Origin of the sequence: Kribbella sp. NBC_00359 (assembly GCF_036097425.1) — a bacterium.
In the GTDB taxonomy this organism is placed as follows: Bacteria; Actinomycetota; Actinomycetes; order Propionibacteriales; family Kribbellaceae; genus Kribbella.
The window spans coordinates 2,097,464-2,113,353 of sequence record NZ_CP107975.1 but is presented as its reverse complement, the minus strand read 5'-3'; the positions used below and the strand labels follow the sequence as shown (position 1 = coordinate 2,113,353).

The window sequence follows — 15,890 nt, the reverse complement described above, 5'->3', positions numbered from 1 at the left end:
TTGCATGGCAGACACCATCACGATTCGCACCGACGCGGAGACCGAGCACGCGCTGGACGTGCTGACCCACGACGGCAGTTCGCGCTCCGCGGTGATCAGGCAAGCCGTGCTGGAAGCCGCCCTGCGCAAGGAGCGCGCTGCGGCGATGCGCCGGGCAGTGCTGAGGATGCCGCTCGGCGAACCGGACGGCGTCGATGTTGCCGCCGAGATCTCCCGCGATCGCGAGGGAGAGCGCTGATGATCTACCTCGATTCGGCTGCCATCGCGAAGCTGGTGCACGCCGAATCCGAGTCACAGGCGCTGCGCGACTGGCTCGACGAACGAGCCGAGGTGGGGTGGATCAGCTCTGTCCTTGCCGAGATCGAGTCGTCTCGGGCGCTCGCGCGGTATGCGCCCGCTGCCGTGGCGCGACTGCACCTGGTCCTCGACCTCGTCGATCTGATCGACCTGGATGCCGGCACGAGGATCCTTGCGCAGTCCGTGAGGCCGCCGACGGTGCGCAGCCTGGATGCGATTCACCTGGCCACGGCACTGCGCGTCGAGCCCCGGCTCACCTCGTTCATCACTTACGACAAGCGACTCGCCGACGCTGCTCGCGTCGCCGGGCTGACTGTCGACGCACCCGCCTGAAGGTCAGGCCGGGAACTCGATTTCGAAGGTGGGGTAGTCGGGTTGGGGGCAGGGGGCGCCTTGGTGGCCCAGGGCTTCGTAGAAGGGGGCGGAGCGTTCGTGGTGCGCCTGCCATTCGAGGTGGCGGACTCGGGTGGAGGCCCAGGTGGTGACGGCGGCCATCAGGGCGCGACCTACGCCGGTACGGCGGTTGGCCGGGTCGACGTAGAGGTCGTGGAGGCGGGCGTGATGGACGCGGCCGGCGCGGAGGTGCGGTCCGTAGTCCTGTACTGCCGCATAGCCCACCAGCCGACCGTCGTCGTACCCGAAGGCGGCCCAGCGGGGATCATCCACCAGCTCCTCGTAGAGCGGGCGGGTCACCGCCTCGGACAGCGCTGTGCCGAACCCCTGCACCAGCGGCCACAGCTCATCCCAGTCGTCCAGAGCCAAGCGTCGTACGGGCATGACTGGCAGGATGGCAGGCCGGTCGATGTAGAGACACCTGGTTTTTTGCGCTCAGTTGAAGGTCAGGGTGGTGAGGGTGGCCTCGGCGGTGGTGGCGTCGGGTGGGGACGCGTTGGGGAGCGTCACGAAGAGAAGAGCCTTGATGTCTCCGGCGGTGTGGTTGAAGGCGTAGCGCAAGGTGGTGCCCTGCAGCGTGCAGGAGTACCAGGAGAAGTCAGGGAGGTCGGCCAGCGGGGCTGACGGGGCTGTCTTGCACCAATGGCCGTCCAGCGTCTGCTGAAGAAGGGCTGCCTCCTGGCAGGCCTCGTCCGTACTCGCCGTACGCAGCGCCTGCTCGGGTGCGTTCGCGACGATGACAACGGTCTTGTGGTCGGACGAGTTGATGCTTGCGATCTCGGCGTCGGTGCGGTCGCATTGGCCCGGTGTCCAGCCGGACGGCACGCTGACCGTCACCTGATGACCCGGCGGCCGTGCGACAGCGTCCGGGACCCTCGCGATGCTGAGGATCGCCGAGGTCGCGATCACCACGGCCGCGACCGCGCCGGCCGCGAATCTGATCGGACCACCGGCGGGCACCACGGTGACCGGGGTCCCACCCTTCCACCCTGGACCGATCGGGCGCTCAACCGGCTCGGTCTGGCATAACAGCGCGAACGTCAACGGAACGATCAGCAGGTTCCACTCGACCCTCGAGCCGTTGTCGAACAGGCCGATCCCCGCGCCGGCCCCGATCGTGAAAGCCGCCAGGCTGAGCAGGGTCGCCCACGTCGCCATCGCCAGCACCGACTTCCAGGCCGGCTTCTCCCGTTCCTCCCGGGTGTCGACGAGGAACCGCCACGCCACCGGCAGGATCACCAGCAGTACGGCGGCGGCCGTGGCCGGCGATCCGGACAGCAACGCGTCGATACCGAAGGCCGAGATCGTCGACCCGATCAGCGTCTGCACCAGTAGCGGCGAGGCCGCGCCGATGTCGCGGACGCGGATCGCGGCGACCAGTACGGCGATGCACACGCACACCACGAGGCGCTGCGGAGACGCAAGGAGCTGGTCGCTGGAGATCCTGTGCTTGCCGACGGCAACCTGCACGGCGCTCGGCAGCGCCCAGAAGACGAAGGCGAGTCCGAACGCCGTCCCCGTCGTCAGCCGGCGATCGGACCGCAGATACACACTGGTCACCCAGGCGACGAGCACGATCGCGGCGAGACCGTCGTACCGCTGGAACCACAGACCCCAGTCCAAGGCCGTCGATGCCCAGTTTCCGCGGACGATCGGACCGACGACCAGTTGAAGCAGGGATCCGGCCACCAGCAACACCGAGGGCAGACCAAGCGCGGCGATCGCGACGGCCACGGTACTGCGCAATCTGCCGGGAACGACCGGGTTGCGAGACTCCCATCGCAGTGCCACCACACCGACTGCCGCCACCAGGACGCAGTACGCCCACTGCCAGATCGAGCCGACCCGCCAGATACCTGTCGAGGTGGAGCCGAAGGCACCGAGGTAGCCGAGTGTCAGGACGGCCAGAATGAGTGCGGCGGCCGCGATCACCACGCCGCGGCGGTGCAGGACCCGCAACCTGGCGACACGGCCGGCCAGCGACACCTGCGCCCGGGCGAACTCCGAACCGGACAGCAGGATCAGGATGACCAGCCAACCGGCGAGTCCGGCGGCCGCGACCCCACTGAAGAGCTTCAGCGCCGACGCGGATCGAGGCGCCCGCAGGGACGCGGTGACGTCGGGCGGCAATCCGTCGGCGAGATGGAACGGGATGACGTTCGTGACGTGGCTGGACCACGCCCAGACGGCGATGGTGACCCACAGCGGCAGACTGATGATGAAGCCGGTCGTCACCGGTGACCTGGCGAGTCGCCTGGTCGGCAAGAGGAGCCACACCGCCGGGACGAGACTGGACACGACCATGAGGCCGAGCGTCCACCGCGGCACGGAACTCCACTCGACCCGGAAGGAGGGGAGATCCTTGGCGACCAGTGCGATGCTGCGCGCCAACCGGGTCGCACCGTCCAGGACGCTGAAGCTCACGCCACAGGTGAGCAATGCCGTTGCTCCGAGCAACGGGCGGGCGTTCGTCGCGACCGAGGCGACGGTCGCCACCGACCAGGCGCCGAGGGCCAGCGACGCAAGCATCAGCAGGACCGTCGCGTCGGCGATCGGCGTGCTGTAGAACCACACCTGCGGTTCCGTCGGCCCGATTTCGTAGATGCCCGCGACGAGGGCCAGGCCGGCCGAGACCAGCGCGGCCGCGCCGAGCCGGATGCTGGTGTCGTACGGCGCCTCTGCGATCCGCGGGCGAATCAGGCGGTCGCCGAAGTACTGCCGCAGTCGCCCGACAGACCCACCGAGTGCGGCTGTCGTCATGATGCCCCCTGACGTGAGTATGGCATCCCAGCAGCGACTATTGACAATATGTTGTCGAGATGACAAGGTGTTGTCTATGAGGACAGCGTATGCAGCGGTGTATGACACGTGGGCGGACTGGGAGATCGGGCATCTGCTGGTCGAGTTGCGGACCGGGCGGTTCACCGGGGTGCCGTGGCAGGTGGTGACGGTGGGGGAGTCAACGGAGCCGGTGGTGACGATGGGCGGGCTGCGGATCGTGCCGGACATGGCGCTGGCGGATGTCGAGCCGGCCGACGGTGATCTGCTGGTACTCGCGGGATCCGGGCTTTGGGACACCGGGCAAGGGGACGCGTTCGCGAAGTTGGCGCAGCGGTTCCTCGACAGCGGGATCCCGGTGGCGGCGATCTGTGGTGCGACGTCCGGGTTGGCGCGGGCCGGTCTGCTGGACGACCGGAAGCACACCAGCGCGGCGAAGGAGTACCTGCAGGCCACCGGCTATCAGGGCAGTGACAACTACCTGGACGAGCGGGCCGTCGTCGACGGCGACCTGATCACGGCCGGGCCGGATTCGCCGGTGCAGTTCGCGCGGGCGACGTTGCAGCGGCTCGGGCTCGCGGACGAGCGGAAGCTGGACGCGTACGAGGGCGTGTTCCACCGGGCCGACGCGGCCGACTATCCGATCCTGGTCGGATGACGGTTCCACCTCGCGACGACTGGCCGAAGCCGGCCAAGCAGACGGAAGGTGGTGCGTTGTTGACCGACGTCATCATCGCCACCTTCCGCCTGAACGCGCGGCTGATGGAGGCAGCCCAGGACCTGGCCGCGCACGGTGGACTGACGGCTGCATGGTGGCAGGTCCTCGGCGGCGTCCTGGACGAGCCGCGCTCCGTCGCCGACGTCGGCCGGATCATGGGCGTCAGCCGGCAGGCGGTCCAGCGGATCGCCGACCTCCTGGTCGGCCGCGGCCTCGCCGAGTACCGCCCGAACCCGGCGCACCGCCGCGCCAAACTGCTCGCCTGTACCGAGGCCGGCTACTGGGCGATCCGGCAGATCTCCGTCGCCCAGCATCCGTGGTCCGCCAAGCTGAGCAAGTCCGTCGACCTCGACGACCTGCGTACGACGCTCGCCACCATGCAGGCCCTGATCACCAAGCTGGAAGAAGCCTGACCGCCAGACTGCGACCGTTGGTGTGGTGCGTGGTGAAGGTGAGCCGCGTCCCGGCCACGGTCCGCACCACCTGTACGCCGGGGGCCGGGGACGCGGGCCGAAGATACTGAGCCCAGAGGTTGACCGTGATGGTGTCGCGGGCGGTCGTGGGGTCGGACACGGCGACGGTGACCGCGCTGGACTGGCGTCGGAGCAGTACGGAAGCAGGCCCGTCGATCGTCAGTCCAGGCAGGTTGTGAGCGCCAGGCGTGAAGGTGTTGGCGCCGGTCAGCCGTAGACCGAGGTGCTGGATCGCCTGCATGCGTGGAGTGTTCGACAGCACCGCGATCCGCCCGTGCTGATACGAACGCAGCCCGGATTCCGTTGCGTTAGGCACCAATGCGTAGGCCATCGACCGCGTGACCCCGGCGGGCTGCGCGACGGTCAGACCGAAGACCTGCTTGGTCACCGCGGTGTCCGGGTTCGACATCCGCACCACGCGCCGGCTCCGCGTCACCTGCTGCAGGTCCACCGAAACCTGGCTCGGCTGCAGGAAGTAGTAGCCGAGCGACACGCTGCCGCCCGCATACCGCAGCCACCGCGGATCGACCGTCCCCGTCCCGGCCCACGTCCGGCCATCCCGCCGTACGCCGGTGATCGCGACAGCGTCCCCGGTCGCCGCGATCCGGGTGTCGAGTGTCGTGGTCACTGCTCGATCCGGGTCACCTACGCCGGCCACGAGGACGACGATCTCGTCGTCGAGCAGGAACCACGACTTGGTCGCCGACGCGTTGCGGTAGACCACGAAGTCGTCCGGCAGGCTGTCGCGCGACGCGTAGGCGAAGTCATCTGACTGCACCCAACCGACCGTGCCGTACGCATCGAGCGTCGCGCCGCCGGAGTAGGCGTTGGTCCCGATCGGGAAGTACACATAGGTGTTCTGCGACTCCGACGAGGCGGTGAAAGTCGGCGGGTTGTCGTAGTACTGCGTCCCGTACAGCTCCGGGATCGTCTTGCGGGCCTCGACCGGCGCGGTAACACCGCCCAGCGCGTACGGCGAAACAGTCGTGAAGTAGTCGACGCCGTACGACGTGGTCTGGTCCTGGCCGGCCAGGTAGAGGTAGTGCGCGCCGTCGCCTTGGAACCACGGCATCAGGTTCTCGCCGCTCATGTACTCGTACTTGCTGATCCGCTCCGAGTTCCGGGCCAGAGCGAACGCGAACCCTGGTCGCCGGTGCACAGTGCGGTCCATCGCGTTGAACGCCGTACTGCTCGCGGCCGGGTTGAGGTCGGCCGCGACGATTGCCGGGTCGGCCTTGATGTCGGCGAACCGCGCGACGCTGACCGGGGAGACGAAGGTCGTCGGGTTGATCGTCGGCCGCGCGGTGAACTTCGCGAACGACTTCAGCCGGGTCGCGTCCGCGCCGGTCGCGTAGTCGGCCAGGTCGACGATCGCCTCCACCACGACCGCGACGTCGTCGTACCCGGTCGCCGTCCGGGACACGGCGCGACCCTTGACGATCTCCATCAACCAGCCCTCGAAGATCAGCGGTGCGAACCCGTGCTCGACCCAGCCCTGGACCACGCCGACCAGGTCGTCGCTCTGCGCGTACTCGGTGCCGTCGAGCACCTTGATGGTCTGCAGGACCCGGCTGAGCAGGGCCTTCCCGTACGACCCGGTGTACGCGACCGACGAATGCTGGATGAACGAGCCGTCCGCGTAGTACCCGTCGGTGACGCCGTGCCGGAGGTTGTACGGGTCAACGGTCGCGAACACGGTGAACTGGTCCTGCAGCGCCTTCCGGATGCGCGCGTCGTCCCCCATCAGCGCACCCTGGAGGACCCGGTTCGCGGTGATGTCGACGAGGTTCGCGCCGGTGTGGAAGCGCGAGTCGAGGTCGACGTCGCCGTCCTTGCCGTTGCGCAGGTAGGCGTCCATCGAGGGCACGTACTGCGCGATCAGCGCGGCCGGCGCATCGAGCAGGGCGAGCGTCTTCGACACGTACGTCGAGATGCCGATCTCCCACGTGAACCAGTTGCCGTAGTACCCCTTCGACTGGTCGCCGTAGTAGTTCTCGTGCAGCCAGACCAACTTTTCCGCGACGCGGGCCCGAACCTGTTCGTTGCCCTGCAGGTCCGAGGCCGGGCCGGGGCGTTTGGTCGCGAGCGCGATCTCGCAGAGATGCTGGTACGACGCGCTGAGATTCGGATCGCTGGTCCCGAGGGGGAGCCCGGCGAAGAGCTCGCCGGCGCCGGCGCGGTCGAGGGCCGCGAGCCAGGTCCGTGCGGTGCTGTCGAGGGCCGCGAGCTTGGCGGCGACTTCGGGGCGCGCGTTCGATTCCGCCGTACCGGCGTAGATCGCGATCGCGTTGGCGAGCAACTGGCTCGCATCGGCCATGGCTTTCAGGGTGGCAGCTCGGGCGGCCGGCGCGGGGTTGACCGCGGTCAGCAGGGCGGTGGCGGGTACGAACGACAGCAGGCGGCGGCGGGTGATGTCCACTGGTACTCCCGGGCGGATGGGAAAAACCTCACCCCCGGAGTCAACCAGTCGAAACTATCCTTCAGCAACCGCTTGCCGCTGACTTCTCAGCTTCGTGCTGTGACATCGTTCCGCCGTGAGTACGCAGACCGCGCCGGACAGCCGGCTCGCCTCGGCCGTCCGGTTTGCTTGTGAGCTGATCGCGTGGGTCGCCACTCCGTGGGCGCTCGCCCCGTACTCGATCCCGCTCGCTGTCGCGTCCGTCGTCGTACTGATAGGTCTGCCGACGATCTTCCAGACCCCAGGGGACAAGCCGCGCGTGATCGTCGCGGTGCCCGGGGTGGTGACCATTCTGCTGGTGCTGCTCCAGCTGGTCGCCGCGGTTGTCGCCACTTGGTTTGCGTGGCCGATGGTGGTCGCAGTCCTCGTCAGCGTGCTTGCGGTTACGTGTGTCGTGACGGAGCAGCCGCGGTGGCGGTGGTTGTTACGAGCCTCCGGCGCCGACTAGCTGGCCGTCCATCGAGAGGATGCGGATCGGGCCGCCGGTCGCCTTGGTGGGGATCACGAGCGCGAGCTGGTGGAGGTAGTCCTGGTGCAGGGTCTGCGTGTACTTGACCATGCTGCTGAAGGCGGTCGCCTCGCCGCTGGTCCAGTACGCGTTCGAACCCGGCTCGACCCGCTGCAGGTACTGCTCGGTGAGGGAGAGGAACACGAGCGCCTCGCCCGACGACGTGATGAAGGTGAGCGGGTCGCCGGACGGCTGGAAGGTGTCGGCGACGCTGGCGATGTACGTCTCGGCGGTGTCCGCGACCTTGGACTTGGCCCGCAGCTCGAGCAGCTTCGACATCCCAGGGGAGGGCGTGAACAACTTCGCCTGCGGCGCCTTCACGCCGCCGGTCAGGTACGCCGCGAGGCTCGTGCCGGCCGCAGCCGGCAAGCTGGCCAGCTTGTCCAGGTCGGCCTTGGCCGGAGTGCGCAGGCCCTCCAGCGGCGGCAGCTTCATCGTCTTCGACGGGTAGACCGAGTTCGTCAGCAGCCACGGTGCGCCCGCGCTCTGCCGCTGCCAGACGCCGAGCTGGCGGCTTCCCGGGGCGTTCGAGACGCCGGAGCTGACCACGAACCGCATCGGGTACGCCCCGAACTCGGGGGCGCCGATCTGCGGGTCGGTGTACGTGAACGGCTTGTCCTTGTCCTTGCCGGGCGCGTCGAGCTTCCGCCCGATCAGGAAGCCGGCCCGGGTCTGGGCGAGGGTCGGATCCGCCTCGATCGTCTCGGACAGGTCGGTGTCGCGGGCCTGGTTCGCCTGGTTGTTGATCTGGTTGTAGCGCTGGACGACGGCCTGCGCGTCGGCGAGCGTCACGGCCGGGCGGCGCTCCGGCGCGGCGTCGCTGTTCTGGGCCGGCAGCAGGCCGCAACTCGTTGTCGTGAGCAACAATGCACCACTGGCGAGCAGCGCCGCCGTCCGCCGCACCGCCTCATCACTCTTCTCAAACTCCGGCGACTCCACCAACGAAACAGTCCCCACCCCAACGCCCCCCTGCTCCACCGCCCGCGGTCCCACCGGCTGCCCATTCACCGCCCGGCCGTGCGCCGGCCGCCCCTTCGCCGGCTGCTCGTAGGCCGCCTGGTCATACGACGCCCGCTCGCGCGCTGGCCGCTCCTCCGTCGCTCGGTCGTGCGCTGGCCGCTCGTTCGCCGGTCGGTCGTGCGTTGGCTGCCCGTTCGTCGCGCGGGCGTGTGCCGGCTGCTCCTTCGTCGGCTGTTCGTCGGCCGTCTGGTCGTATGACGGTCGGTCGTGCGCTGGCCGCTCGTTCGCCGGTCGGTCGTGCGCTGGCTGCCCGTTCGTCGCGCCGTCGCGCGCCGGCTGCTCCTTTGACGGCCGCTCGTTCGCTCGCAGCTCGTTCGTCGCTCGGTCGTGTGCCGGTCGGTCGTGTGCCGGCCGCTCGTGTGCCGGTCGGTCGTGTGCCGACTGCTCCTTCGCCTGTTCGTTCGCCGGCTGCTCGTATGGCGGTCGGTCGTGCGCGGGTCCGGCGTACGTCGGTCCGTCGTAGGGCGGCTCGTTGGACGGCGACCGGTCGTTGCGCGATTCGCCGTACCCGCGCTTGTCGGAGTGTTCGGTGTACCTCGGCTCGCCGTAGGTGGTCGCGCCGACCCCGACCAGGAGTCCGGGCGACTTCGCCCTGGCGACCGCGGCCGCCGACATGAACATCGGAGCGGCCGGCACGGCCGGGGGCGGCGGCGCGGGCGCGAACGGGCTCGACGTGACGCGCACCGGCGCGAAGGTGGACGCCGCGGACGAGGCCGGGCTGAAAGTGGATGCCGGGGTGGAGGTGGGTGCCAAGGTGGAGGAGAGCGGCGCAAACTCGAGTGCTGTTGCGGGCTGGAAGGCGGCAGCAGGCTCGGCGATCGCCACAGTCTGGCCAGCGCGAGCCTCAGCGGCAGCTCCAGCCCTGGCGGCAGCGCCAGCCCTAGCGGCGGCGCCAGATCCAGTGGCAGTGGCCGCGGCAAATCCGGCGGGAGTGGGGGTAGTCTGACGGGTTGCGCGGAGGGCGACCACCGGGAAGTCGGTGATCGTAGCGGCGGGGCGGCGGCGGAGGGTGAGGGTCAGGCCTAGGGCGAGGACCACGATGCCGGCGCCCAGGGTGATGAGGCTGATGCCGAACGCTCGGTGCACCTCGACGCCGAAGCGGACCTGCGCGCCTACCGCCGGGCTCCCGTCCGCGTTCATCACGACCACGTCGTACCGGCCGTCCTGGATCGGCCAGGCGACCGACGACTGTCCTGTCCCAGACTTCGCGACCCACCAGTCGAGGTCGCCCGGAGGCGTCAGCTTGGTGCTGCGGCCGCGCATGTCCTGGGTGTCGAACGTGGCCGGCGGGTTGAAGCGGATCACCCGCGTGTGCGCGGCGCCGGCCAGGTAGTCGCGGACGTCGAGGTCCTGCCCGACCCCGACGAACAGCGGCTTGCCGCCGGTCGCGGTCACGTGCAGGGTCGGGCCGTGCCGGTCGAGCAAGTCGGGCGCGGTGATGACGGCCAGGCCCTCGCTGGTCAGCTCCCGGGCGGACGTGGAGATCGTGTTGTCCGGGCCGACCAGCCAGAAGGCCGCCACGGCTCCGGCGACGGTGACCACGAGACCGGCCAAGCTCAGCAGCAGGCCCAAGGCGGTGCGGGCGAAACGCATGAAAAGGCTCCCGTTGTACGACGAAAACCCAGCCCGCGGCGGGTGGACCGGGCAACGGGACCCCCGCCGGGACCCTCAGTGGCCCGACGATCACCCGTTGCCACTGAATAACTGAGCGCACAAGAATCTGTTACTGTTTCATCAATTAACGAATGGCCATTCACAAACTCGGAGGTGGCCGGATGGCCCGGCCGCGGCTCGTGAGTGACGAAGTGATCCTGGACGCGACCCGCGAGGTCCTCGCCGAGCTGGGGCCGGGGAAACTGACCCTGGCGGCGGTCGGTGCCCGGGCCGGTCTCGCGCCGCCGACGCTGCTGCAACGGTTCGGCTCCAAGCGCGGCCTGCTGCTCGCCTCGGCCGCCCGATCGCCGTCGATGCTGCTCCGTGCGGCCGAGGAAGCGGAGGCACGGAACACATCCCCACTGGCCGCGCTGCGGGATTTCGCGCTGACGGCCGTTGCCCACATCAAACACCGTGAGGAGCTCGGCAACGGGTTCGTGCAGCTCGACGTGGCCGACCCCGAGTTCCGGCAGTACGCGCTCGCGCACTCCGCCGCCATCGTGGACACCTGCGCCCGCTTCTACCAAGCCGCCGTCGAAGCCGGTGAGCTGCGCCCCAACATCGACGTACCCGCTCTCGCCCGCCACACCCTCGTCTGCCTAGCCGGCGCCCTCCAGGTCTGGGCCGTCAACGACTGGGGCTCGCTCCACGACTTCCTGACCGACCAACTGGACCTGACAATCGGGCCCTACCTCGCCCAGGAGTGACGATCGCGACCCGGAGCTGCGCACGGTTGACCATGGCAACGGTCTGGACCGCACCTAGGTCAACCGTTTGATGCAGCCTCGAGCACACAACAAAGCCCAGGTCCCGAACGTAGGCCTGGGCTTTGACATCTGGAGCGGGTGACGGGAATCGAACCCGCACTGTCAGCTTGGGAACAGACTTGTTCGGTCGAACATCCTCTGCCTGCGCGCTGAAGGCATCGTCCGTCGACATTCTGACCGTGAGTGTCCGGTGGTTGCTCGCAGAGACCTCCCGAACGGGCATGCGACGGGCACGAAGTCGGCCAGGAGCCATCGGCGTCGGTGCCGTCACCGGAGAGGCGGTTCGGGGACACCCACTCCCGTGGGGCGCTGGACGTCGTGACCAGTGGTGGAGTTGGTGGCGGAGTGCGAGCATCAAATTGATCGGCCTTCCCGATGGTGGAGGATCTCGCCCGGTCCATCCGGGTCGAGGAGGAGGAGGTATCGGTATGACTACTCGACGCGGGTTCTTTGCCGTGGTGGCGGCGTCGGCGCTCACGGCCGGGGTGCTGGCGGTTGCTCCGGAGGGGGCCGCTTCGGCCAAGCAGGGCGCCGCAGCCGCTGGCTGTCAACTGAGCTCCGCAAAAGGCGACATCAAGCACGTCATCTACCTGCAGTTCGACAACACCCACTTCCTACGGGACGACCCGAACGTGCCGTCCGACCTCGAGCAGATGCCGCACCTGCTGAACTTCCTTCGGGGCGAGGGCACATTCTTCACGAACGACCACACGATGCTCATCTCGCACACGGGCGGGGGGATCCTGTCCACCCTCACTGGTCTCTACCCCGATCGGCACGGGCAGGCGGTCTCCAACTCCTATCGTTACTTCAGGGCGGACGGGACGACCGCGTCTTCTTCGTCGTTCAAGTACTGGACCGACCTGGTCGACGACGTAGGGATTCCGCCGGCGGACCCGACTCCGAACATGGTCAACGGCGACAGCGGCACACCCAAGACAACACCCGCACCGTGGGTCCCGTACACGCGCGCTGGCTGCGACTTCGGCGCTGCCGCCGTCGCCAACGTCGTGTTGGAAAACACGGGCACCGGCCCAAACGGCGACATGACAAAGGTGTTCGGCCAGGGTTCTGCCGAGTGGAATGAGGCCGTGGCCTCCAACGCCGCGCCGGCAGGCACTGCAGCACGGGCGCTCGCCCAGACCGACTTCGTCGGGATCGCCGTACATTGCGCCTCTGGCGGGGGCATCTGTACGGGTAACTCGCACGCCAGGCCTGATCTGCTGCCAGACGAGCCAGGCAGCTACGACGGGTTCAGCGGGTTGTTCGGGGCGAAGTACGTCAACCCGGCGATCGCCGGTGGCAGCGCCACCTTGAACGACCTCGACGGCCAGCCGATCACGGATCCGTTCAACCAGCCTGGCTTTCCCGGCTTCGACGGGTTGTTCGCCAGCACGACGCTTTCGTACATCGCGACCATGCAGGAAGCGGGCATCCCTATCACCTATGGCTACATCTCGGACGCCCACGACGGTCACGGGCTCCACGGCGAGCAGCACATCGCCTACGGACCAGGCGAGCCCGGCTACGTGGCCCAACTGAGGGCCTACGACCAGGCGTTCGAGAAGTTCTTCGACCGGCTGACCGCCGACGGGCTCACGAAGGACAACACGTTGTTCGTCGTCACGGTCGAGGAAGGCGACCACTTCGCCGGCGCGGCGCCGACGCCAGCCGGATGCGACGGCGTGACCACACCGTGCAACTACAGCCTCTTGGGCGAGATCAACGGCAACCTCGCTGGGCTGCTCGCCACGCAACAAGGGATCACGACACCATTCACAGTTCACGCGGACATGGCGCCGACCTTCTACCTCACTGGCAAACCGGCGTCGTCTGCGCTCGTCACCCGCGACTTCGAGCGCGCCGTAGGGAAGCTCACGGCCGTGAACCCCTACACCGGTCAGACCGACCAGCTCACCGCGGCGCTCGCGGACCCAGCGGCGATGAAGACGCTGCACATGATCACCGCCGACCCACAACGAACACCGACGTTCACGATGTTCGCCCACCCCGACTACTTCCTGTTCGCCGCCGCACCGAACTGCAACTCGCCGTGCATCACGGTGCCCACGACGCCACCGACGTTCGCCTGGAACCATGGAGGTATCCAACCCGAGATCGCTCAGACATGGCTCGGCATCGTCGGTCCGGGCGTTCGCAACCTCGGGCAGGACGACTCGACGTGGACCGATCACACGGACTGGAGACCGACGATCCTCAGCCTGCTCGGACTCGACGACAGCTACCTCCACGACGGACGCGTGGTCGTCGAACCGCTCTTCTCCTGGGCGGTGCCTCGGGCGCTCCGGGCCCACCGCGACAAGCTGCTGCAACTCGGCGCCATCTACAAGCAGCTGAATGCGCCCTTCGGCGAGCTCTCGACGGACGTGCTCGTCGCCTCCACACGGGCGCTGAGGAGCGGAAGTGCGGTCGATGACACCAGCTACGCCTCGATCGAGGATCAGATCGAGTCACTCACGTCTGCGCGCGACTTGCTCGCCGGACAGATCCGCACCGCGCTCGACGATGCGGCCTTCGAAGGGAAGGCACTGAACAACCAGCAGGCGGAAGCATTCATCACGCAGGCCAAGGCCCTCATCAGCCAGGCGCACGCGCTCGCCGAACACTCGTAGCCCTGCTTCGCCGGTGCGCCCAGGGACACGGTGTCGAGGTGGTGGCGCTTGCGGAGAGGCGGTGCGGCACGACAGGTGGCGGCCTGGGGACGAAGCAGCGCCCCAGACCGCCGGGGGTCCGGATAACTCGGCTGGTGATCGTCAGAGAACTACCGGGCCTGGGCGAGTTGGCCGGTGAACGCCGAGGTTGATCGAATCGTGCCCTCCGAGTGACCCACCTGACCCCGGCTGCCCCGTCGTAATCGCTCGCTGATCGCGCGCGCGGCGGCGCAACGAGCGCATAATGGTGGGTGTGATGCCTCCTGGCGACAGGACAGCATCGTATCGATTGAGGCCTTGGGTGTCAGACAGCCTGTTTCTCTTTCTCGTCGCCGTAGCTGCGATGGGTTTCGGCGCGCTGTTCGTCGTCCACGGACGGCTGATGCGCCGAAAGGTTGAACGCCTGAGGCGAGTCGGGCAAAAGGCATCCGCCGTGGTCGTGCGCTACGAGTACGAGGACGACGCGGATGGTGAGTCGACCCCGTACCCACTGGTGCAGTTCCAAGCGCCGGATGGTCGCCTCGTCACGGCGCGCACCGACTTCGGCGGCAGCTTCGTTCCCGATATCGGCGAGCACGTCGATGTGCTGTTCGATCCCGAACGGCCCGAGGAGGCGCACATCGAGAGCGAGCTGTTCGACAGGGTGAATGGTCTTTTTGGCGTGATCGGCTGGGTCATCATCGTTGGAGCGGCCATCGCGGCCATGTTCCTATTGGTCATGCGGCTGTAGCCGTGAACGATCACCACAATGCGGCCCGCGCGGGAAGCGTTCGCGACGCGCGCGGAGGTGGGTGCCCGTTTGCTGGCGATGGGCGCGGCGATAGGTGTATTAAGAGCCCAACTCGGCAACGTCGGCTTGGGAACAGAATTGTCAGCCGTAGCTGGCTCAGTCTGAGAGGCGGCGAACTGGTCGCCCGATCTGAATTGACCGCTGTTGACCAGTGGTTCACGCCGGGTGCCGTCCGATCGGGCATGGAGCGGGCACGGTGCCCGAGGTCCGGACCCAACACGCATTCCAGTTCCTCGGGGGTCCGTTCGCCTGGCGTGTCAGGACGTTCGTTCCGTCTGGCGACTGGGCGACTCGGTTGGTCCTGAACGCCCCCGGACGATGACGAATGAGACGGAAAGTGAGACGGATCCTGCGCCCGTTGAGCGGGCTACTGTGGCGCGCCAGGTCGGGCGACGTTGGTCCGGCCCGCGTCACCGCCGAGCTGCGCGCGAGATCCGTCCTGCGATTGACTCCGCGCGCGATCTGAAGCCGTCAGCAAGGAGGATCACGCGGTTAGAACATCGTCCACCGGTCCGCATGGCATGGCGTTCATGCGCTTCCGTTACAACCGCATCTCCAGCGACGAATGCATCATCGCACTCGTTCAAGAGCACCTGAATGGCCATGCAACCAAGAAGATCACGAGGCGAGAAATCGCCGTCTGATCCCGATCCAATCAAGCTGTTCAAGGTCTGATTCAGTGAGACCAGTGCCATCGTTCCCGGCTCGGCGAAACCTTCGTCTGTGCGGCCGGTCAACCTGTAGTGCGCCCCATCTCCACGCTCAAAGATATTCAGGTCCAGACCTCTGCTTCCAGAGTGCACCTCATGACTCGCCCATCGATAATATCCACGCAGGTGCTTGAGGCTTGCAAGCTCCTCAAGCTCTCGAAAATTCGGCGACCTTCCGAACAGTGGAATTGCCCATCCGTAGTCACGTTTGAAGTCGGTGCTGTATTGCTGCAATAGCCTCTCTCGCTCTGAGCGCCACTGGCTCATCTCAGCGTCGGTAAATGGATCCATGCCGAGCCTTCCTGCGTTCGATTGGAAGATCTCTGCATCTGCAGTCTGCCCGATGTGCTGGTGGTCTAGGAAGCGCCTGGCAAGATCGGCGTGATTCGAATCTACCGAAGTCCGCGATGATGATTGAGGTGACTGCGAGTTCGTGCAACGTTCTGCACCTAGCCAATGCACCGAGTGGGAATCCGCCGGATAGCATTGCATGTACTTCTGCGGCCGTCCGGACCGCACGAGCATGAAGGCCCGTGAGAACCTCGAAAACGTCGTCCCCCATTTCTCCGCTCTCCGGAGAGTTTCGAGTATCGAACTCTCGACCCATCTCCTCCGCACAAACGAGAACGGAGTAGTACAAGTCGAGCGGCTTG

General features: G+C 67.5%; 13 protein-coding genes and 1 pseudogene. 8 read left to right on the top strand and 6 right to left on the bottom strand.

Going from position 1 to position 15,890, the window contains the following annotated elements:
• Positions 1–4: 4 nt before the first annotated feature.
• Complete coding sequence (locus OG876_RS10290; RefSeq protein ID WP_328524569.1) at positions 5–238, top strand: hypothetical protein; 234 nt, start codon at positions 5–7, stop codon at positions 236–238.
• Positions 238–630 (top strand): type II toxin-antitoxin system VapC family toxin, encoded by a 393-nt coding sequence (locus OG876_RS10285; RefSeq protein WP_328524568.1) that lies wholly within the window; start codon positions 238–240, stop codon positions 628–630. Before OG876_RS10290 ends, OG876_RS10285 begins: the two co-directional genes overlap by 1 nt.
• A gap of 3 nt (positions 631–633) precedes the next feature.
• On the opposite strand, the gene OG876_RS10280 is transcribed toward OG876_RS10285, so the two are convergent.
• Complete coding sequence (locus OG876_RS10280; protein WP_328524567.1) at positions 634–1,074, bottom strand: GNAT family N-acetyltransferase; 441 nt, start codon at positions 1,072–1,074, stop codon at positions 634–636.
• 51 nt (positions 1,075–1,125) lie between these two features.
• Positions 1,126–3,450 (bottom strand): hypothetical protein, encoded by a 2,325-nt coding sequence (locus OG876_RS10275; RefSeq protein ID WP_328524566.1) that lies wholly within the window; start codon positions 3,448–3,450, stop codon positions 1,126–1,128.
• 76 nt (positions 3,451–3,526) lie between these two features.
• Here OG876_RS10275 and OG876_RS10270 point away from each other — a divergent pair, with 76 nt between their 5' ends.
• Both OG876_RS10270 and OG876_RS10265 read left to right on the top strand, forming a co-directional pair.
• Positions 3,527–4,126: a DJ-1/PfpI family protein gene (locus tag OG876_RS10270; protein WP_328524565.1), complete on the top strand. Its 600-nt coding sequence runs from the start codon at positions 3,527–3,529 to the stop codon at positions 4,124–4,126.
• On the top strand, positions 4,123–4,599 hold the full coding sequence (locus OG876_RS10265; RefSeq protein WP_328524564.1) for a MarR family winged helix-turn-helix transcriptional regulator: 477 nt from the start codon (positions 4,123–4,125) through the stop codon (positions 4,597–4,599). The genes OG876_RS10270 and OG876_RS10265 overlap by 4 nt, the downstream gene beginning before the upstream one ends.
• On the opposite strand, the gene OG876_RS10260 is transcribed toward OG876_RS10265, so the two are convergent.
• A complete protein-coding gene (locus OG876_RS10260) occupies positions 4,577–7,078 on the bottom strand; it encodes a polysaccharide lyase family 8 super-sandwich domain-containing protein (protein ID WP_328524563.1) in 2,502 nt (833 codons plus the stop codon). The two genes, OG876_RS10265 and OG876_RS10260, sit on opposite strands and share 23 nt — an antisense overlap.
• A gap of 115 nt (positions 7,079–7,193) precedes the next feature.
• On the opposite strand from OG876_RS10260, the gene OG876_RS10255 reads away from it, so the two are divergent.
• Positions 7,194–7,565, top strand: a complete 372-nt coding sequence (locus OG876_RS10255) for a hypothetical protein (protein ID WP_328524562.1) — start codon at positions 7,194–7,196, stop codon at positions 7,563–7,565.
• Here the strand turns inward: OG876_RS10255 and OG876_RS10250 are convergent.
• Positions 7,542–10,238, bottom strand: coding sequence for a hypothetical protein (locus OG876_RS10250; RefSeq protein ID WP_328524561.1), 2,697 nt, complete (start codon positions 10,236–10,238; stop codon positions 7,542–7,544). The two genes, OG876_RS10255 and OG876_RS10250, sit on opposite strands and share 24 nt — an antisense overlap.
• 182 nt (positions 10,239–10,420) lie before the next feature.
• Here OG876_RS10250 and OG876_RS10245 point away from each other — a divergent pair, with 182 nt between their 5' ends.
• The 3 genes from OG876_RS10245 to OG876_RS10235 all read left to right on the top strand — a co-directional run bounded on the left by OG876_RS10245 (position 10,421) and on the right by OG876_RS10235 (position 14,467).
• Entirely contained in the window at positions 10,421–11,005 is a 585-nt protein-coding gene (locus OG876_RS10245) for a TetR/AcrR family transcriptional regulator (RefSeq protein WP_328524560.1), read from the top strand.
• Positions 11,006–11,493: 488 nt separating this feature from the next.
• The gene (locus tag OG876_RS10240) at positions 11,494–13,698 is read left to right on the top strand and encodes a hypothetical protein (protein WP_328524559.1); all 2,205 of its coding nucleotides are present in this window, start codon (positions 11,494–11,496) and stop codon (positions 13,696–13,698) included.
• A gap of 340 nt (positions 13,699–14,038) precedes the next feature.
• Entirely contained in the window at positions 14,039–14,467 is a 429-nt protein-coding gene (locus OG876_RS10235; RefSeq protein WP_328524558.1) for a DUF3592 domain-containing protein, read from the top strand.
• 470 nt (positions 14,468–14,937) lie between these two features.
• Here the strand turns inward: OG876_RS10235 and OG876_RS10230 are convergent, their stop codons facing one another.
• The gene (locus OG876_RS10230) at positions 14,938–15,729 is read right to left on the bottom strand and encodes a DUF5677 domain-containing protein (RefSeq protein ID WP_328526885.1); all 792 of its coding nucleotides are present in this window, start codon (positions 15,727–15,729) and stop codon (positions 14,938–14,940) included.
• Positions 15,650–15,844, bottom strand: a pseudogene (locus OG876_RS43995) (DUF5677 domain-containing protein); the annotation flags it as partial. The gene OG876_RS10230 and the pseudogene OG876_RS43995, both read right to left, overlap by 80 nt.
• Between the last annotated feature and the right edge of the window lie 46 nt (positions 15,845–15,890).

Coding starts and splice junctions, on each gene's coding strand:
- OG876_RS10290 (WP_328524569.1), top strand. CDS start 5: ATGGCAGACACCATCACGATTCGCACCGACGCGGAGACCGAGCACGCG.
- OG876_RS10285 (WP_328524568.1), top strand. CDS start 238: ATGATCTACCTCGATTCGGCTGCCATCGCGAAGCTGGTGCACGCCGAA.
- OG876_RS10280 (WP_328524567.1), bottom strand. CDS start 1,074: ATGCCCGTACGACGCTTGGCTCTGGACGACTGGGATGAGCTGTGGCCG.
- OG876_RS10275 (WP_328524566.1), bottom strand. CDS start 3,450: ATGACGACAGCCGCACTCGGTGGGTCTGTCGGGCGACTGCGGCAGTAC.
- OG876_RS10270 (WP_328524565.1), top strand. CDS start 3,527: ATGAGGACAGCGTATGCAGCGGTGTATGACACGTGGGCGGACTGGGAG.
- OG876_RS10265 (WP_328524564.1), top strand. CDS start 4,123: ATGACGGTTCCACCTCGCGACGACTGGCCGAAGCCGGCCAAGCAGACG.
- OG876_RS10250 (WP_328524561.1), bottom strand. CDS start 10,238: ATGCGTTTCGCCCGCACCGCCTTGGGCCTGCTGCTGAGCTTGGCCGGT.
- OG876_RS10245 (WP_328524560.1), top strand. CDS start 10,421: ATGGCCCGGCCGCGGCTCGTGAGTGACGAAGTGATCCTGGACGCGACC.
- OG876_RS10240 (WP_328524559.1), top strand. CDS start 11,494: ATGACTACTCGACGCGGGTTCTTTGCCGTGGTGGCGGCGTCGGCGCTC.
- OG876_RS10230 (WP_328526885.1), bottom strand. CDS start 15,729: ATGCAATGCTATCCGGCGGATTCCCACTCGGTGCATTGGCTAGGTGCA.